We start from the raw sequence: 15,656 nt of genomic DNA on the forward strand, positions 1-15,656 counted from the left end.
ATCGCGCTGAATTACAACGACTCGGGCGGGGAATAGAACTTCATGAGCCATATGACGGGGTTGGGGCGGGCATGCGTGTTGCTCGCCATGGTAGGAGGCATGCAAGGCGCGTACGCGCAGGGCTTGGCAAGCAGCACGTCGCCGGCGGTGCAGCAGGCGTCGGCGCCCGTAGCGGCGATTCCGGCGATCGATCCGCAGGTTCAGTCGTCGGTGCAGCCGCAGGCCGGCGAGACGACGGGGCAGAGCACGGTCGACGAACTGCAGCGGCAGATCCAGTCGCATGCGCTGACGGAAATGCGCACGAGCTATAACGGCAGCTATGGCGCGAGTCTGCTGTTCAACGTAAAGGACGGTTCCTACTTCGTCGCGTTGTTTCAGCAGAAGGCGTTCTGGCGCGTGGTCAAGACCTACGACGAATCGCGCGCGGAGCTGATCTATCGCGATTTCTCGCGTCAGGCCGAGCGTCTGGCCGTCAATGAACTGCGCGCGGCGAAGCTGGAATCGCAGAAGGCGCAGATGGACCGGCAGATAGAGGTCACGCAGGAGCGGGCGCGACGCCTGCAGGCCGATATCTCGATCGCGCGCGAGCAGCAGGCGGCGGTCGCCGATCGCCAGAAGAACGTACGCAACGAAACGGCGGCGCTGCAGGCGCAGCAGGCCGAACTTCAGGCGCAGCTGCGTTCGCTGCAGCAGCAGGTGCGTTCGCTGCAGCGTGAGGCCGACGCGGGACTGCCGACGACGGCCCGCTGAGCGGGAAGCGGCGGTGCGGCGACATGCCGCGCCGGCCGTTCAAGCAAAAAGGGCAAGCCGGTTGGCTTGCCCTTTTTGTTGTGCGCCCAGCATGGGCGCACTCCTGCGGGTGAAAGTCCCGCCATAAGCTGGTCATGGCGAATGAAGTGAAGCGCAACTGCATGAGGGCGACCGAGTGTGGGGAGGAAGCGTGGAGCGTAAATCGCGAGCCGATGGACAAGAACCGTATAGAAGGCGCTGCCGAGCAGGGCGAGCGGGCAACAAACCGCAAAGCTCTCGTGACCAAAGCGAAGCGGCGTAAATACGGCGGTTGTGCGATGAAGGAGTGCGTTTCTTACCTGGGGAGATCTCGCCTTGTGCCTGAAAGGGCGACGGTGCAGACCGGAGCGAGAAGTCAGCAGAGGCCGTAGTAGTGAGGTGGTGTGGCCGGGAAGGCTAAAGCTGCCAGCGAAGGGCCGAAGGAATGGGAGGGCAAGCCCTCTGGTTCTCGGAAGTGAATAGCCTCAGATGTTCGCGTAAGTGAAGCTCGCCGAACGGTGGATAGGGTGAAGCCCGACAGGCCCAGGCAGCGAGGAATCAGTTTCGGTGAAGCAGACAACAGCGAACCTGGGTGTCGGGTCGGGAGCAACACAAGCCCGGCAACCTCAACCATTCCAACCGCCCGGTGCGGACCCGCATGCCGGGTGGTGTGGGAGGGGATCGGTCACGTTAACTGACCGCCCCTATCCCGATTTACTGGCCGTCCGGCACGATTCGCCGGCGGCGCGTGACGATCACCGGCCCGTTGCCGCTGCGTGCATCGGACGGCGCGCTGCCCGATGCATCGCCGCCGGCCTCGCGCGGCGCACCGTATTCGCGCGGCGTGCTGTAGCCTTCGCGCGGTTCGCGCGAGCCGTAGCCCTCACGCGGTTCGCGGGAACCGTAACCCTCGCGGGGTTCGCGCGAGCCATAGCCCTCGCGCGGTTCACGGGAACCGTAGCCGCCGTCGCCGCGCGATTCGCGGGGGCCGCCGTGCGAGCCGTACGGGCTGTGGCCGCCACCTTCACGGCCGCCGGGACGCCCGCCGGTGCGCGGGCCGCGCGGGCCGCCGCCGGGGCGCGAGCCGCCGGTGTCGAGCTGGATCGTGGAAATCGCACGCTTGTAGATGCCTTGCAGACCCACGGGGGTGCGCAGCATCACCAGATACTGGTCGAACGACTCGATGCACCCCGTCAGGCGAATGCCGTTGACGAGATAGATTTCAACGCGCTTACGTTCCTTGCGCGCGGAATTGATGAAGTCGTTTTGCGGATGGGATTCTGCGGGATTGGCCATTGAGGTGCGGCAGGAGCCTGCGTCAGAGAATATGTTGTGCGTGTGTGTGGCGTGTGTTCGTCCACAAGGTGTTTGGCGGGATTTTACCCTGTTCGTTCAGGAAGCGCCCAGTCGCGATTGTGTCGAACCGTAACCCACTATAGACGCTCCCGTCCGTTTTCGCGATCCGGCCGAATGGCTAGCGTCTGCTGCCGCTCATAACCAAGGTCGAATGTTCGCTGCCGGTCGTCTCGTCGTCGGCAGGATTTTCCGCCCCAAATGTGTGCAGCAACGGGTGCCGCGCGTATTTCGTTACGTTGCGTTACGTCTCTCGCAGCGCGGTAGCACCTGGCCGCGCGCGTCCCGCTTACATTCGCCGCTGATGCCGGGCAGGCCGGCGGAACAGGGACTCGGAGATGAATCAAAGGCGCATGGCAGGGTGGGTCGGAGGCGTGGCATTGCTGGCTTCCGGTAGTGCAATGGCGGGACACGTCGATCTGTCGGTCGGCATCGGCGTCCCGGCGGCGCCGGTCTATGTCGAACCGGCGCCGGTCTATGTGGCGCCGCCGCAGCCGGCGGTGGTCGCGTATCCGGGCTACGGGTACGGCTACGACGGCGATGACGACGACGATCGGTATCGAAAGTGGCGCCGGCACTACTACAAGCACTGGCACCGGCATCACGACGACGATGACGATTGAAGTCGCGGCAGGCGACGCAGCCCTTAGCCTTGCTTCGCCGCGTTGATTTTCGCCAGTTCCTCGTCGCGCAGCGCGCGGCGCAGGATCTTGCCGACGTTCGTCTGCGGCAGCGCGTCGCGGAACTCGACGAATTTCGGCATCTTGTAGCCGGTCAGGTTCTTGCGGCAGTGCGCGAGTACGTCGTCGACCGTGAGCGCCGGGTCGCGCCGCACGACGAACACCTTGATCCGTTCGCCCTGCACGTCGTCCGGGATCCCGATCGCCGCCGCTTCGCTGATGCCCGGGTGCATCACGAGCACTTCCTCGATTTCGTTCGGATACACGTTGAAGCCCGACACGAGGATCATGTCCTTCTTGCGGTCGATCAGGCGCACGAAGCCGCGTTCGTCCATCACGCCGATGTCGCCGGTGCCGAGCCAGCCGTCGGCGTCGATCACCTTCGCGGTTTCGTCGGGGCGCTGCCAGTAGCCGCGCATCACCTGCGGCCCGTGCACGCACAGCTCGCCCGGCTCGCCGATCCCGGCCCAGCTGCCGTCCTCACGGCGAAAGCGCACGAGCGTCGACGGCGCCGGCAGCCCGATCGAGCCGCTGAACGCCGCCATCGCGTTCAGGTCCACGGGGTTCATCGTGACGATCGGCGAGCATTCGGTCAGCCCGTAGCCTTCGACGACGGGTCGTCCCGTCACCTGCTGGAAGCGCTCCGCGACGGCGCGCTGCATCGCCATGCCGCCCGCCATCGCGAGCTTGAGTTTCGAGAAGTCGCGCTTGCGGAATTCCTCGTTGTCGAGGAACGCGTTGTACAGCGTGTTGATGCCGGTGATGCCCGTGAAGGTTTCGTGGCGGAGGATCTTCATCACCATCGTCATGTCGCGCGGATTCGCGATCAGGATGTTGCGGCCGCCGAGTCCCATGAAGATGAACGCGTTCACGGTCAGCGAATAGATGTGATAGAGCGGCAGCGGCGTCAGCACGGTCTCGATGTCGCCGGTGAGCTGGTCGGCGATCCACGCCTTCGCCTGCAGCAGGTTCGCGATCAGGTTGCCGTGCGTGAGCATCGCGCCTTTCGCGACGCCGGTCGTGCCGCCCGTGTACTGCAGGAACGCGAGGTCGTCGCGCGTCAGCGGCGCGGGTTGCGGCTTGTTGCGCGCGCCGAGCGCGAGCGCGGAGCGCAGCTGCACGGCCTGCGGCAGATGGTAGGCCGGCACGAGCTTCTTCACGTGCTTGAGCACGAAATTGATCAGTCGTCCTTTCGCATTGAAGCCGTCGGCGAGCAGGTCGCCGAGCGCGGTGACGACGATGTTCTTCACCTGCGTTTCGGGCAGCGCATCCTGCAGCGTGCGCGCGAAGTTCTCGAACACGACGATCGTCTGCGCGCCGCTGTCCTTCAGCTGATGCGCGAGTTCGCGCACGGTGTACAGCGGATTGACGTTGACGACGATTGCGCCGGTCTTCAGCGTGCCGAACAGCGCGACCGGATACTGGAACGTATTGGGCAGCATGATCGCGACGCGGTCGCCGGGCTTCACGCCGATCGACTGCAGATACGACGCGAACGCCTCGACCTTGCGCGCGAGCGTGCGATAGGTCATCGACGCGCCCGCGCTGACGTACGCGACGCGATCGGCGAAGCGCGTCGTGCATTCGTCGAAGAACTGCACGAGCGACGCATATTGCGTGATGTCGATTTCGTGCGGCACGCCGGGCGGGTATGACGCGTACCAGATACCGTCGGTGTTCGGTGGCGCCTGCGTGGCGGCGGTCGCTGCGGGAGCGGGCATGATGTGTCTCCAGTGTCGACCGGCGTTGACGCTTCGGCGTCTGCGCCGGTCCCTTGCTATGCGGTCGGTCGGTGTCGGCGCTTGCGCGCCTGCTCCGGTCCATGCTTGTACGATCGATGCCGGGCTGCGCTTCGGGCGCTTGCACCGGCTCCCTGTCTTTCAATCAAGCCGTTCGGCAAACACCGGCGCACGCCGAATCCGCATCCGGAATCGCACTGCGCGGCCGAACGGGGCAGCGCGCGTCGCGGCCCGTTCGCGCGCAAACGCGGTCATCCGTCAACGGAAGGTGTGCATCGTGTTTCCGCGCGATCAATTCGGCGAATGCAGCGTCGCCGCATGGGCTGCGGCCGCATTCGGCGGCAAGCCGAACGCATCGCTGGCGCCCGCGTCGTCGAGGACCGCTGCGAAGATCTCGAGCTGCGCGCTGTCGGGCATCGGCGCCTTCAGTGCGGCGACGATCAGCGACGACAGGCGCGCGATCATCTGCACGTCGTTCATCGTGCGGCCCTGCGAGAACTCGTCGATCAGACTCTCGGTTTCCGCCCCGGCGAGCGCGCCGGACAGCGCGCCGATCGCGAAGTGCAGCCGCCAGCCGAGTTCGTTGCGCGGCAGATGCGGCAGCGCACGCTGGAACGAATCGAAGAAGCGTCCGGCGACGCTCGCGTAGTGCGCGGTCAGGAAGTTGCGCACGAACGGCGACGGATCGGTATACGCGCGGCCGATCAGCCGCAGGAAACCGGGGCCGCCGCGCTCGGGGTCGCGCGACGCCTTCAGCGCCGGAATGAACATCGCGCCGAGCACGTGTTCGCAGGTGATGTGCGCGCCGAGCTGCGCGTCGAAGCGATCGAGGATGCCGAGGCGCTCCTGGTTGAGCTGGTCGAGCCGGCGCGACAGCATCGCGTGGATCAGCGCTTCCTTGCTGCCGAAGTGATAGTTGACCGCGGCGAGATTGACCGCCGCGCGCGACGTGATCTGCCGCATCGACATCGCTTCGAAGCCGTGCTCGATGAACAGGTCCTCCGCCGCATCGAGAATGCGCGCCTTCGTGCCGCCGTTCTGCCGGCCGCCCGACGGCCGCGCCGCGGACGACCGTCCCGCAGATGGCCGCCCCTCCTGACTTACTGCCATGTTCCGCCTCCCATGCCGGTCGCCCGGCCGCGAACTGGTGATTTGTTTATCTGATTCAAACAGCCGTTTTTATTAAGATAAAAAAACGCGGGCAGGGCGGGCAAGCGGTGAATCTGGTCGGATTCCTCTAGATCGATGTGCGGATGCGGAAACGTCGGCGCGCGGCCCCGACAGGGCGGGGCGTGCGCGATGATGCGATGCGGCAACGCAGCGGCTCAGCCGACGGCGCTACGCGTATTGACCGATTGCGTCATGTCGATGCCGCGTCGTTCGCGACTGAACAGGATCAAGACGGCGATCAGCACGGCGACGATGCCGGCCACCAGTGCGAGTGCGAACCCGTAGTCGTTGCCGTGCGACACCGCGAGCGATGCCTGCATCGTCGCGTTGCCCGACGCGAGCAGGTTGCCGAGCTGGTAGACGACGCCGGGGAAGGTCGCGCGGATCTCGTCGGGCGAGATCTCGTTCAGGTGGACGGGAATCACGCCCCACGCGCCCTGTACCGAGATCTGCATCAGGAACGCGCCGGCCGCGAGGGCGAGGGCGCCGCTCGAGAACGCCCACAGCGGCAGCACCGGCAGCGCGATCAGCGCCGCGATGAAGATCGCGCGGCGGCGGCCGATCCGTTCCGAGATCGCGCCGAACGACAGGCCGCCGACGATCGCACCGACGTTCAGCACGATCGTGATCCACGACACGGTGTGCGGATCGAAATGATGCTGTTCGCGCAGGAAGGTCGGATAGAGATCCTGCGTGCCGTGCGAGAAGAAGTTGAAGGCGGTCATCAGCACGATCGCGTAGATCGTGAGCTTCCAGTTCTGCTGCAACGTCGCCGCGAGGCCCGGCCGCGCGCGCTTTTCCATCTGCTTCCACGCCGGTGATTCCGGCACGTGTGCGCGCACGTACAGCACGAGCAGCGCGGGCAGCACGCCGACCATGAACATCCCGCGCCAGCCGATGTACTGGTAGAGCACGCCGAACACGATCGACGCGAGCAGATAGCCGCTCGGGTAGCCGGCCTGCAGCAGTCCCGACACGATGCCGCGTGCATGGGTCGGCACGGTTTCCATCGTCAGTGCGGAGCCGACGCCCCATTCGCCGCCCATCGCGATGCCGAACAGCGCGCGCAGCACGAGCAGGGCAGTCAGGCTCGGCGCGAAGCCCGACGCCAGTTCGAGCACCGAATAGCAGGCGATGTTGACCATCAACGTCGGACGGCGGCCGAAGCGGTCGGCGAGCCGCCCGAAGATCAGTGCGCCGAGCGGACGCATCGCGAGCGTCAGCGTCAGCGCGAACGCGACGGCCGGGATGGTCGACGCGAATTCGGCGGCGATGTCCTTGAGGACGAACACCATCAGGAAAAAGTCGAACGCATCGAGTGTCCAGCCCAGGTAGGCGGCAATCGTGACGTTGCGTTGTTCGCGGGTCCAGCTCATGGCCGAGGTCTCCTCGTTGGCTTGCGCGCGCACGGCAGGCGTACGGATGCGGGCCCGGCCTGCGCGCGGCGCGGGGCACTGATCGAGTGTAGGCGGCGCGCATCGGAATGTGGGGCGCGATAGCGGCGAATCGGGAATAATCCCTACGAAATGCATTGTTTCGGAAACGGAAATGCACGCGTACAACGCAACTGACAGTCGTCTGTATGATGCGCGACGGACGTTTGTATTTGATCTGTAATGAAAGGCGGCGCGTCGCTGCCGAATCAGGAGTCCAGATGACCGAATCTTCCGCCGCCACGCTGCCGGTGCTCGAGACGCGCAGGCTGTGGTTGCGCCCGCGCGTGCTGGCCGATCTCGACGCGTGCATCGCGATGGATCGCGATCCCGAAGTCACGCGGCACATCGCCGGCCCGTGGCACGACCCCGTCGAGCATCGCCGCTTCGTCACGCATCGGATCACGCGCGACTATCCGCCCGGTCTCGGCTACTGGTCGATCTTCGAGAAGGCCGCGCCCGCTGCGTTCGTCGGCTGGATCCTGCTGATTCCCGACTATGCCGACGGCGCGCACGACGTCGAGATCGGCTGGCGGCTCGTGCGCGCGGCGTGGGGACGCGGCATCGCGAGCGAGGCCGCGGCGGCCGTCGTGCGCCATGCGTTCGACACCGTGCGGCTGCCGCGCGTGATTGCCGATATCGCCGCAGCGAATACGGGTTCGCTGCGCGTCGCGCGCAAGCTCGGGATGCATCGCGTCGGCGTGGTGCACGACGGCATCCCGTACGTGCGGCATCGTCTCGTGCGCGACGATTTGCGCGCGTAGCGCGGCACGCGCTGTCAGAGATCGTCAAACGCGCATGCACGGTGGCTGCGACGTATTAACGGCGCGAGCGATCAGGAGTATCGTTGCCGGAATTTCTCGACATGGGGTACGACCATGGCCTTGGGCAACGACGTTCATCTCATTCCCGTCACGCTCGACTCGCTGCGTCCGACGCAGATGACGGTCGGCTATCGCGAAGTCAAGGCGAAGCGCAAGCACTGGAAGACGCTCGGCAAGCGCGCACGCAAGGCTGCGATCGAATCGCACTGGTTTCCGGCCGTGCTCGGGCCGGGCGGACTGCACTACATCACCGATCACCATCATCTCGGCCTCGCGCTGATCGAGGAAGGGGAGACGCGTGTCAACGCGATGCTGCTGAAGGATCTGTCGTGGCTCGACGACACGATCTTCTGGCGCATGATGGAGCACAACCAGTGGGTGCATCCGTTCGGCCCCGACGGTTCGCGCCGCGACTACGCGCATTTGCCGAAGGCGCTCACGGGGCTCGAGGACGACCCGTACCGCAGCCTTGCGGGTGAACTGCGCACCGCGGGCGGCTATGCAAAGGATGCGACGCCGTTCAGCGAATTCCTGTGGGCCGACTTCCTGCGCCAGCATGTGTCGCTCGACCAGATCCGCAAGAACTTCTCGAAGGCGCTCGACATCGCACTGCGTCACGCGCACGAGCAGGACGCGCGCTATCTGCCCGGCTGGTCGGGCGTGATTGCCGTCAAGCCCTGAGCGACGCCATACGCCGACCGCCATGACGACCGCCCCGATCCCGCCCGACGCCGCCCCGCAGCATGCGGAGCATTTCGCCGCACCCGGCGCGGCGCCGCCGCCGCGTGCGCAGCGCATCGGTCTCGATGCGCTGGCCGGCCTGTCGATTGCCGGCCTGCTGATTCCGGAAGCCGTCGCCTATGCGGGGCTCGCGAACCTGCCGCCGCAGGCGGGCCTCATCGCACTGCTGTCGGGGCTCGTAGTCTACGCGCTCACGGGCAGCAGCCGTTTCGCGATCGTGTCGTCGACCTCGTCGTCGGCGGCCGTGCTCGCGGCGACCGTGCTGGCCGAGTCGGGAATGGCGCTGGCCGCGCAGCTCGCGCTGGCGGCCGCGCTGGTCGCGATGACGGGCGTGCTGTTCATCCTCGCGGGTGCCGCGCGGCTCGGCGGCATGTCGGATTTCGTCGCGCGGCCGGTGTTGCGCGGCTTCACGTTCGGGCTGGCGGTGACGATCGTCATCAAGCAGCTGCCGAAGATTCTCGCGGTGTCGGTGCAGCACAGCGATGCACCGCATGTCGCACTCGACCTGGTCTCGAATGCGCCGCACGCGAACCTCGCGAGCGTCGCGCTGGGCGCGACTGCGCTCGTGCTGCTGTTCGTGCTCGGCCGCAGTTCGCGCGTGCCGGCGACGCTCGTCGTGATCGTGCTGTCGATCCTGGCCGGCTACGCGCTCGACTGGCAGCGCTACGGGATTGCCGTGGTCGGGCACATCGATTTCCAGCACCTGTCGTTCGGCCTGCCGCATCTCGACCGCAATGCGTGGATGCAGACGGTCGAGCTCGCATTCGCGCTGATGCTGATCCTGTATGCGGAGTCGTACGGCTCGATTCGCAACTTCGCGTTGAAGCACGGCGACAGCGTGTCGCCGAACCGCGACCTGGTCGCGCTCGGCTGCGCGAACCTCGTGTCGGGGTTGCTGCACGGGATGCCGGTCGGTGCCGGCTATTCGGCGACCTCGGCGAACGAGGCGGCCGGCGCGCAGTCGCGTTTCGCGGGCCTGTGGGCGGCCGGCGTGGTCGCGCTGATCGTGTGGCTGCTGCTGCCGCAGCTCGCGCGCACGCCCGAGCCCGTGCTCGCGGCGATCGTGATCTTCGCGGTCAGCCACTCGCTGCATCCGTCCGTGTTCCGGCCGTACTGGGCGTGGCATCGCGACCGGCTCGTGGTGATCGCCGCGCTGCTCGCGGTGCTCGTGCTCGGCGTGCTGCACGGGCTGCTCGCGGCGATCGGCGTGAGCCTGCTGCTGACGCTGCGCAAGCTGTCCGAGCCGAACGTCAGCGTGCTGGGCCGGCTGCGCGACAGTCACGATTTCGTCGACGTCGCGAGCCACGCGGACGCGAAGCCGATACCGGGCGTGCTGATCGTGCGGCCCGAGGCGCAACTGTTCTTCGCCAATGCCGACCGGATGCTCAATCGCGTGCGTGCGCTGATGAAGGCGGCACCGGATACGCATACGGTGATGCTGAGTCTGGAGGAAACACCGGATGTCGACGGCACGACGATCGAATCGTTGCGCACGTTCGCGGCCGAATGCGCGGCGCACGGCCAGCGGCTCGCGATCGTGCGGCTCAAGCTGCACGCGCTGCATGCGCTGCGCCGCGCGGCCGACGACACCTTGCGCGACGACGCGATGTCGGAGCTGAGCGTCGACGAAAGCCTGCAGAAGCTGCAGGCGGGCGGCGAGATCGGCGGCAGCGCGGGCGCGCTCGCAGGCTGACGGCGCCCGCCGCCGGCCGGGCATCGCCGCCGCGCATTGCGGCCGGCGTTGCCCGGCCTCGTCCGCATCCGTTCGCGGGCCGCGCGATCAGCGCGGCGAGCTCCAGCCCTTGTAGCTCTTCACGTTGTCGCGCGTGACCAGCGTCGGCTCGATCAGGATCATCGGGTTGGCCGGCTTCTGGCCGTTCATGATGCCGTAGCCGACGTTGACGGCCTGCTGCGCCATCGCCCACGGTTCCTGGCTCGCGGACGCCTGCACGAGCGTGTTGGTCTTCAGCGCGACCTCGATGTCGGGCGCCCCGTCGACCGACGTGATCACGATGCCCGGGCGGTTCAGCTGCTTCGCGGCGAGATCGCTGCCGATCGCCTGCGGATCGTTGATCGTGAACACGCCGTCGAGCTTCGGAAAGCGCGTCAGGTAGCCCTGCATCGCGTTCATCCCGCCTTCGCGCGAGCCCTTGCCGTCCTGGTCGCTCGACAGCAGCTTGATGTTCGGGTTCTTCGCGAGCACCGACTTGCAGCCGTTCACGCGATCGATCACGGCCGACACCTGCGGGCCGTTCTCGATGATCACGTTGCCCTTGCCGTTGATCTTCTTCGCGAGGTAGTCGCACGCAAGCTCGCCGGCCTTCACGTTGTTGGTCTGCACGGTCGCGTTCGCGCCCGCTGCGGCGACGTCCACTGCGACGACCGTGATGCCGGCCGCCTGCGCCTTCTTGACCGCCGGCTCGATCGCCTTCGGATCGGTCGCGTTCAGCAGGATCATGTCGACGTGGGCGGAGATGAAGTTGTCGATCTGCGTGAACTGCTTGTTCAGGTCGTAGTCGGCCGACACCGCGGTGATCTTCGCGTTCGGGTTGATCTGTTTTGCGCGCGCCTCGGCGCCCTTCACGATCGTGACGAAATACGGGTTGCCGAGCGAGCCGACCGTGACGCCGATCGACTTCAGCGGCTTGTCGGCCGCATGGGCGGCCGATGCGCCGAAGGCGAGCGCGCACGCGAGGGCGGTCAGGGCGGCTTTGTGCTTGAACATGTCGTTGTGTCTCCGTGAGGTCTGTTGGCGAACGCGCGCAGGTCGACCTGCCTGCGCGCAAAGGGGAAAGCGGCGGGCGGGCGTCAGGTGCGGGCCGAGTCGCGCTGGCGGTAGCGGTCGAGCGCGACGGCGCCGATGATCACGAGGCCCTTGATGATGTACTGCCAGATGTCGGATACGCCGAGCAGCACGAGGCCGTTGGTCAGCACCGCGATGATCAGCGCGCCGATCAGCGTGCCGACGATCGAGCCGACGCCGCCGACGAAGCTCGTGCCGCCGAGGATCACCGCGGCGATCGCGTCGAGTTCGTACGACTGGCCGAGCTGCAGCCCGTTGGCGGCGTAGAGGCGTGCGGCCGACATCACCGCGCCGAGCCCGGCGAGCAGGCCCGACGCCGCGTAGACGAACAGCTGGATTGCGCGCACGTTGATGCCCGACAGCCGCGCGGCTTCCGGATTGCCGCCGACCGAATAGATGCGCATGCCGAGCACCGTGCGGCGCAGGATGAACCACGAGATCGCGATCACGGCACAGGCGATCACGACGAGCCACGGCACGCCGAGGATCGTGCCGTTGCCGATGAACGCGAACGGCAGCTGCGGATTGAACACTGTCGTGTCGTTGCCGAGCAGCCGCGCGACGCCGCGCACGGCGGTCATCGCGCCGAGCGTCACGATGAACGGAGGCAGGCGCAGCAGCGAGATCAGCCCGCCGTTGATTGCGCCGAATACGAGACCGACCGCGAGTGCGGCGGGAATGCCGAGCCAGCCCCAGCCGGGAATGGTCGACGCCAGCAGCGACGCGACGGCCGCGGCGGCGAGCACCGAGCCGACCGACAGGTCGATGCCGCCCGTCAGGATCACGAACGTCATCCCGGCCGCGAGCACGATGTTGATCGATGCCTGCTGCGTGACGATCGACAGGTTCTGCAGCGTGAAGAAGCCGTCGGTCAGAAAGCCGAAGCCGATGCACAGGACCAGAAGGACCGGCAGCATGCCGGCGGTGCGCATCAGCGACTGCATGCGCGCGCGGTGATCGGCGACGCGTGCCTGCGGCGCACGGTCGGCCGCCGGATGGGCGGTCGCGGAAGCGAGGTTCCGCTGCTTGGTCGGATTGATCATTTCGGTAACCTGAATGTAAGAGTGAAATGAAGAGGCCGGGCTCAGTGCGCGTCGGCGAGTTCGGCCTGCGAGCCGGTCGCGAGCGCGATGATCGCTTCCTGCGTGATCGGCGTGCCGGTATGGCCGCCGAGTTCGCCGGCGATTTCGCCTTCGCGCATCACGAGCACGCGATCGGCCACGCCGATGATTTCGGGCAGCTCGCTCGAGATCACGATCACGCCGACACCCGCGCGCGCCAGTTCGTTGATGATCCGGTAGATCTCCGACTTGGCGCCGATGTCGACGCCGCGCGTCGGCTCGTCGAGGATCAGCACGCGCGGCTTGGTCTCGAGCAGGCGCGACAGCAGCACCTTCTGCTGGTTGCCGCCGGACAGCGCGCCGACGTTGACGTTCGCGTTCGGCACGCGGATCGACAGCGACGCGATTGCATCGCGCGCCCGTGCCGCGCCTCGCGCGAGATCGAGCGCGCCGAGCCGCGCATCGCGGTTGCAGACCGAGATGTTGATGTTGTCGCGCACGCTCATGTCGAGGAACAGGCCCTGGCGCTTGCGGTCCTCGGTCAGGTAGACGAGGCCCGCGTCGATCGCGTCGCGCGGCGAATGTGCGCCGAAGGCGCGCTCGCCGAGCCTGATGTCGCCGCGCGTGCGCGACTCCGCGCCGAAGATCAGCCGTGCGAGTTCGGTGCGGCCCGCGCCGACGAGGCCGGCGACGCCGAGCACTTCGCCCGCATGCAGGTCGAAGCTGCAGCCGCGCACGCGGCCGCCGTCCGACACGTCGCGGACCGACAGCAGCAGGTGACCCGGATCGTACGGCGCATGCGCCTTCTTGTAGAAGCCGGAGATGTCGCGGCCGACCATCATCGCGACGAGACGCTCGGCCGACAGCGTCTCGCGTTCGAGCGTGCCGACGTAGGTGCCGTCGCGCAGCACCGACACGCGGTCGGACAACTCGTAGATCTCCGCCATCCGGTGGCTAATGTAGATGATCGCGAGGCCTTCCTCGCGCAACTGCCGGATCAGGCGGAACAGATGCTCGGTCTCGCGCGACGACAGCGGCGTGGTCGGTTCGTCCATCACGAGGATGCGGGCCCGCGTATGCACGGCGCGCGCGATCTCGACGAGCTGCTGTTCCGCAATCGACAACGTGCCGACCAGCGTGTCCGGGCCGAACGACGCGCCGAGGCGCGCGAGCACGTCCTTGCAGCCGCGCGCCATCGCCGCGCGGTCGATCGTGCCCCAGCGCCGGTTGCCGCGCCGCAGTTCGCGGCCGACGTAGATGTTCTCGGCGACCGTCAGGTTGGGGGCGAGGCACAGCTCCTGGTAGATCACCGCGACGCCCGCATCGCGCGCGGCGAGCGGCCCGTCGATGTCGATGCGCGCGCCGTCGATCAGGATTTCGCCGCCGGCGTCGGCGCGGTACGCGCCCGACAGGATTTTCATCAGCGTCGACTTGCCCGCGCCGTTCTCGCCCATCAGCGAGTGAATCTCGCCCGGGTAGACGGTCAGGCTCACGTTGTCGAGCGCGCGTACCGCCGGGAACGTCTTGCTGATCCGGCGCATTTCGAGCAGCGGCCGGGACGACTCAGATCGCGACATGACTGACCTCCTGTGATTCCGTGCCGGCGCCCCGGAGAATGCCGGCGCGCGGAGAGAAGTTGAAGTACATCGGCAGCGTCGCGGCGCCGATCGCGCCGGCGTCGGCGCCGAACGTGCCGCGCACCAGCGTCGGCGTGCCGCGTGCTTCGGGCGCCGTGGCGGCGAGCGCGGCGCGCAGGCGGCTCGTCACTGCATCGAGCAGGCCGGCATCGGTATCGGCGTCGAGCACGACCACTGGCGCATCGACCACGCACAGCACCGCGCGCAGCGCCGGCGCGAGCGCGTCGACGCAGTCGTCGATCCATTCGTCGACGGCCGGCAGCCCGCGCGCGATGCACGCCTCGAGATCGGCGCGATTGTCGACGGTTTCGCCGTGATGGCGCAGATGGCGCACGAGCGCATGCAGCGACGCGCGGGCGAGCAGGATGTCCCACGGGCCGCGCGGCGGCGGCGCGGACGCGAGCCGGCTCGGCGGCACGGGAATCACGGCGATGTCGCCCGCGTTGCCGGTCACGCCGCGCAGGCAGTCGCCGTCGATCGCGATGCCGCCGCCGATCGCGGGGCCGATGAACAGGTAGACGAAGTCGTCGCACTGCCGGCCGTAGCCGTAGAACAGCTCGGCGATCGCGGCCGCGTTGCCGTCGTTCTCGCCGAATACCGGCAGCGACGACGTGCGCCCGAGATCGCTTGCGAAATCGACGTCTTCCCAGGCGCGGAACGTGTCGGGTGCGAGGCCGAGTTCGCGCATCCACGCGCCGAGGTTGTACGGCTGCGCGATGCCGATGCCTGCCAGGCGCGCTCGTTCGTGGGCCGGTAGCAGCGCCTGCATCGCGTCGATGTCGCGGCGCACGATGTCGAGGGCTTCGGCGGGCGGCGGCAGCAGCGTGTCGTGCGAGCGGCGCCCGAGCACGTCGCCCGCGAAGTTGACGAGCGCCGTCTCGATGCGCATCCGGTCGAGATGGACGCCGATGCCGAACGCGCCGCGCGGATCGAGCCGGATCAGCGACGCGGGCTGGCCGCGCTGGCCCTCGGTGCGGCGGCCGGTGAACTCGATCAGCTTCGCATCGGCGAGCGAGGCGATGATGCTGCCGACCGCCGTGCCGGTCAGGTTCGCGAGGCGGGCGAGGTCGGCTTTCGACGCGCTGCCCGCGCGGCGCAGCGTCTTCAGCAGCAGGCGCTCGTTGTAACGGCGCACGTTGGCCGAATTGCTTCCCTGGCCGATGTGCGGGCTTCTCATGGCGTCTCCTTCCATGGGTTCGTCGTTCGCCGACGAATTAAATAAATCACGTTGATTTATTTAACCGCGTGAGCGTGCGTGTGTCAGCCTAGGGAAATCCCGGTTGGGGAGCGGAGCGGGGTAGAGAGGCGCGGTGAGCTTGCCGGACAGGCGGAGGGGGGGTTTCGTGCGGCGGAAATGAAAAAAGGCCGGCATAAAGCCGACCTTTTTATGAAACAGATGGTGCCCAGGAGAGGACTCGGTCACACGAGCGCGACCCCGGCTGCGCTT

At 67.2% G+C, this 15,656-nt stretch carries 13 protein-coding genes; 5 read left to right on the plus strand and 8 right to left on the minus strand.

Translation table 11 applies throughout. The features are described 5' to 3' along the window. The first annotated feature begins 42 nt into the window (after positions 1-42). Positions 43-750, plus strand: coding sequence for a DUF2968 domain-containing protein (locus WS57_RS26175; protein WP_040127270.1), 708 nt, complete (start codon positions 43-45; stop codon positions 748-750). 732 nt (positions 751-1,482) lie between these two features. Here the strand turns inward: WS57_RS26175 and hfq are convergent. Continuing rightward, positions 1,483-2,064 carry an RNA chaperone Hfq gene (hfq, locus tag WS57_RS26180; protein ID WP_040127271.1) on the minus strand — a complete coding sequence of 194 codons (582 nt, stop codon included), beginning with the start codon at positions 2,062-2,064 and terminating at the stop codon, positions 1,483-1,485. Between the two features lie 395 nt (positions 2,065-2,459). Here hfq and WS57_RS26185 point away from each other — a divergent pair, with 395 nt between their 5' ends. Next, positions 2,460-2,744: a hypothetical protein gene (locus WS57_RS26185; protein ID WP_040127272.1), complete on the plus strand. Its 285-nt coding sequence runs from the start codon at positions 2,460-2,462 to the stop codon at positions 2,742-2,744. 23 nt (positions 2,745-2,767) lie between these two features. Here the strand turns inward: WS57_RS26185 and WS57_RS26190 are convergent, their stop codons facing one another. From WS57_RS26190 to WS57_RS26200, 3 genes are all read right to left on the minus strand, one after another. Continuing rightward, positions 2,768-4,522: an AMP-binding protein gene (locus WS57_RS26190; protein WP_040127273.1), complete on the minus strand. Its 1,755-nt coding sequence runs from the start codon at positions 4,520-4,522 to the stop codon at positions 2,768-2,770. Between the two features lie 309 nt (positions 4,523-4,831). Next, the gene (locus WS57_RS26195; RefSeq protein ID WP_040127274.1) at positions 4,832-5,650 is read right to left on the minus strand and encodes a TetR/AcrR family transcriptional regulator; all 819 of its coding nucleotides are present in this window, start codon (positions 5,648-5,650) and stop codon (positions 4,832-4,834) included. A gap of 215 nt (positions 5,651-5,865) precedes the next feature. Further along, complete coding sequence (locus tag WS57_RS26200; RefSeq protein WP_059479287.1) at positions 5,866-7,086, minus strand: MFS transporter; 1,221 nt, start codon at positions 7,084-7,086, stop codon at positions 5,866-5,868. 278 nt (positions 7,087-7,364) lie between these two features. Between WS57_RS26200 and WS57_RS26205 the strand changes: the two genes are divergently transcribed. The 3 genes from WS57_RS26205 (at position 7,365) to WS57_RS26215 (ending at position 10,401) form a co-directional block, all read left to right on the plus strand. Then, positions 7,365-7,907, plus strand: coding sequence for a GNAT family N-acetyltransferase (locus tag WS57_RS26205; RefSeq protein WP_059601553.1), 543 nt, complete (start codon positions 7,365-7,367; stop codon positions 7,905-7,907). A 114-nt stretch (positions 7,908-8,021) separates the two neighbouring features. Beyond that, positions 8,022-8,648 (plus strand): ParB-like protein, encoded by a 627-nt coding sequence (locus WS57_RS26210; protein WP_009693269.1) that lies wholly within the window; start codon positions 8,022-8,024, stop codon positions 8,646-8,648. 22 nt (positions 8,649-8,670) lie between these two features. After that, positions 8,671-10,401 carry a SulP family inorganic anion transporter gene (locus WS57_RS26215; RefSeq protein WP_069245056.1) on the plus strand — a complete coding sequence of 577 codons (1,731 nt, stop codon included), beginning with the start codon at positions 8,671-8,673 and terminating at the stop codon, positions 10,399-10,401. 87 nt (positions 10,402-10,488) lie between these two features. On the opposite strand, the gene WS57_RS26220 is transcribed toward WS57_RS26215, so the two are convergent. The 4 genes from WS57_RS26220 to WS57_RS26235 form a co-directional block, all read right to left on the minus strand. Beyond that, a complete protein-coding gene (locus WS57_RS26220) occupies positions 10,489-11,433 on the minus strand; it encodes an ABC transporter substrate-binding protein (RefSeq protein WP_069245057.1) in 945 nt (314 codons plus the stop codon). Between the two features lie 83 nt (positions 11,434-11,516). Beyond that, on the minus strand, positions 11,517-12,554 hold the full coding sequence (locus tag WS57_RS26225; RefSeq protein WP_059601557.1) for an ABC transporter permease subunit: 1,038 nt from the start codon (positions 12,552-12,554) through the stop codon (positions 11,517-11,519). A 41-nt stretch (positions 12,555-12,595) separates the two neighbouring features. Continuing rightward, complete coding sequence (locus tag WS57_RS26230; RefSeq protein ID WP_069245058.1) at positions 12,596-14,149, minus strand: sugar ABC transporter ATP-binding protein; 1,554 nt, start codon at positions 14,147-14,149, stop codon at positions 12,596-12,598. Continuing rightward, positions 14,136-15,386: an ROK family transcriptional regulator gene (locus WS57_RS26235; RefSeq protein WP_040127280.1), complete on the minus strand. Its 1,251-nt coding sequence runs from the start codon at positions 15,384-15,386 to the stop codon at positions 14,136-14,138. The genes WS57_RS26230 and WS57_RS26235 overlap by 14 nt, the downstream gene beginning before the upstream one ends. Positions 15,387-15,656 lie beyond the last annotated feature (270 nt).

The sequence above is a fragment of the Burkholderia pseudomultivorans genome (assembly GCF_001718415.1).
GTDB classification, from domain to species: domain Bacteria; phylum Pseudomonadota; class Gammaproteobacteria; order Burkholderiales; family Burkholderiaceae; genus Burkholderia; species Burkholderia pseudomultivorans_A.

What these genes read in the sequence shown, in the direction of transcription:
- WS57_RS26200 (WP_059479287.1), bottom strand. Translation starts at nt 7,086, where the DNA reads ATGAGCTGGACCCGCGAACAACGCAACGTCACGATTGCCGCCTACCTG.
- WS57_RS26225 (WP_059601557.1), bottom strand. Translation starts at nt 12,554, where the DNA reads ATGATCAATCCGACCAAGCAGCGGAACCTCGCTTCCGCGACCGCCCAT.
- WS57_RS26220 (WP_069245057.1), bottom strand. Translation starts at nt 11,433, where the DNA reads ATGTTCAAGCACAAAGCCGCCCTGACCGCCCTCGCGTGCGCGCTCGCC.
- WS57_RS26230 (WP_069245058.1), bottom strand. Translation starts at nt 14,149, where the DNA reads ATGTCGCGATCTGAGTCGTCCCGGCCGCTGCTCGAAATGCGCCGGATC.
- WS57_RS26210 (WP_009693269.1), top strand. Translation starts at nt 8,022, where the DNA reads ATGGCCTTGGGCAACGACGTTCATCTCATTCCCGTCACGCTCGACTCG.
- WS57_RS26195 (WP_040127274.1), bottom strand. Translation starts at nt 5,650, where the DNA reads ATGGCAGTAAGTCAGGAGGGGCGGCCATCTGCGGGACGGTCGTCCGCG.
- WS57_RS26235 (WP_040127280.1), bottom strand. Translation starts at nt 15,386, where the DNA reads ATGAGAAGCCCGCACATCGGCCAGGGAAGCAATTCGGCCAACGTGCGC.
- WS57_RS26185 (WP_040127272.1), top strand. Translation starts at nt 2,460, where the DNA reads ATGAATCAAAGGCGCATGGCAGGGTGGGTCGGAGGCGTGGCATTGCTG.
- WS57_RS26215 (WP_069245056.1), top strand. Translation starts at nt 8,671, where the DNA reads ATGACGACCGCCCCGATCCCGCCCGACGCCGCCCCGCAGCATGCGGAG.
- WS57_RS26205 (WP_059601553.1), top strand. Translation starts at nt 7,365, where the DNA reads ATGACCGAATCTTCCGCCGCCACGCTGCCGGTGCTCGAGACGCGCAGG.
- WS57_RS26190 (WP_040127273.1), bottom strand. Translation starts at nt 4,522, where the DNA reads ATGCCCGCTCCCGCAGCGACCGCCGCCACGCAGGCGCCACCGAACACC.
- hfq (WP_040127271.1), bottom strand. Translation starts at nt 2,064, where the DNA reads ATGGCCAATCCCGCAGAATCCCATCCGCAAAACGACTTCATCAATTCC.
- WS57_RS26175 (WP_040127270.1), top strand. Translation starts at nt 43, where the DNA reads ATGAGCCATATGACGGGGTTGGGGCGGGCATGCGTGTTGCTCGCCATG.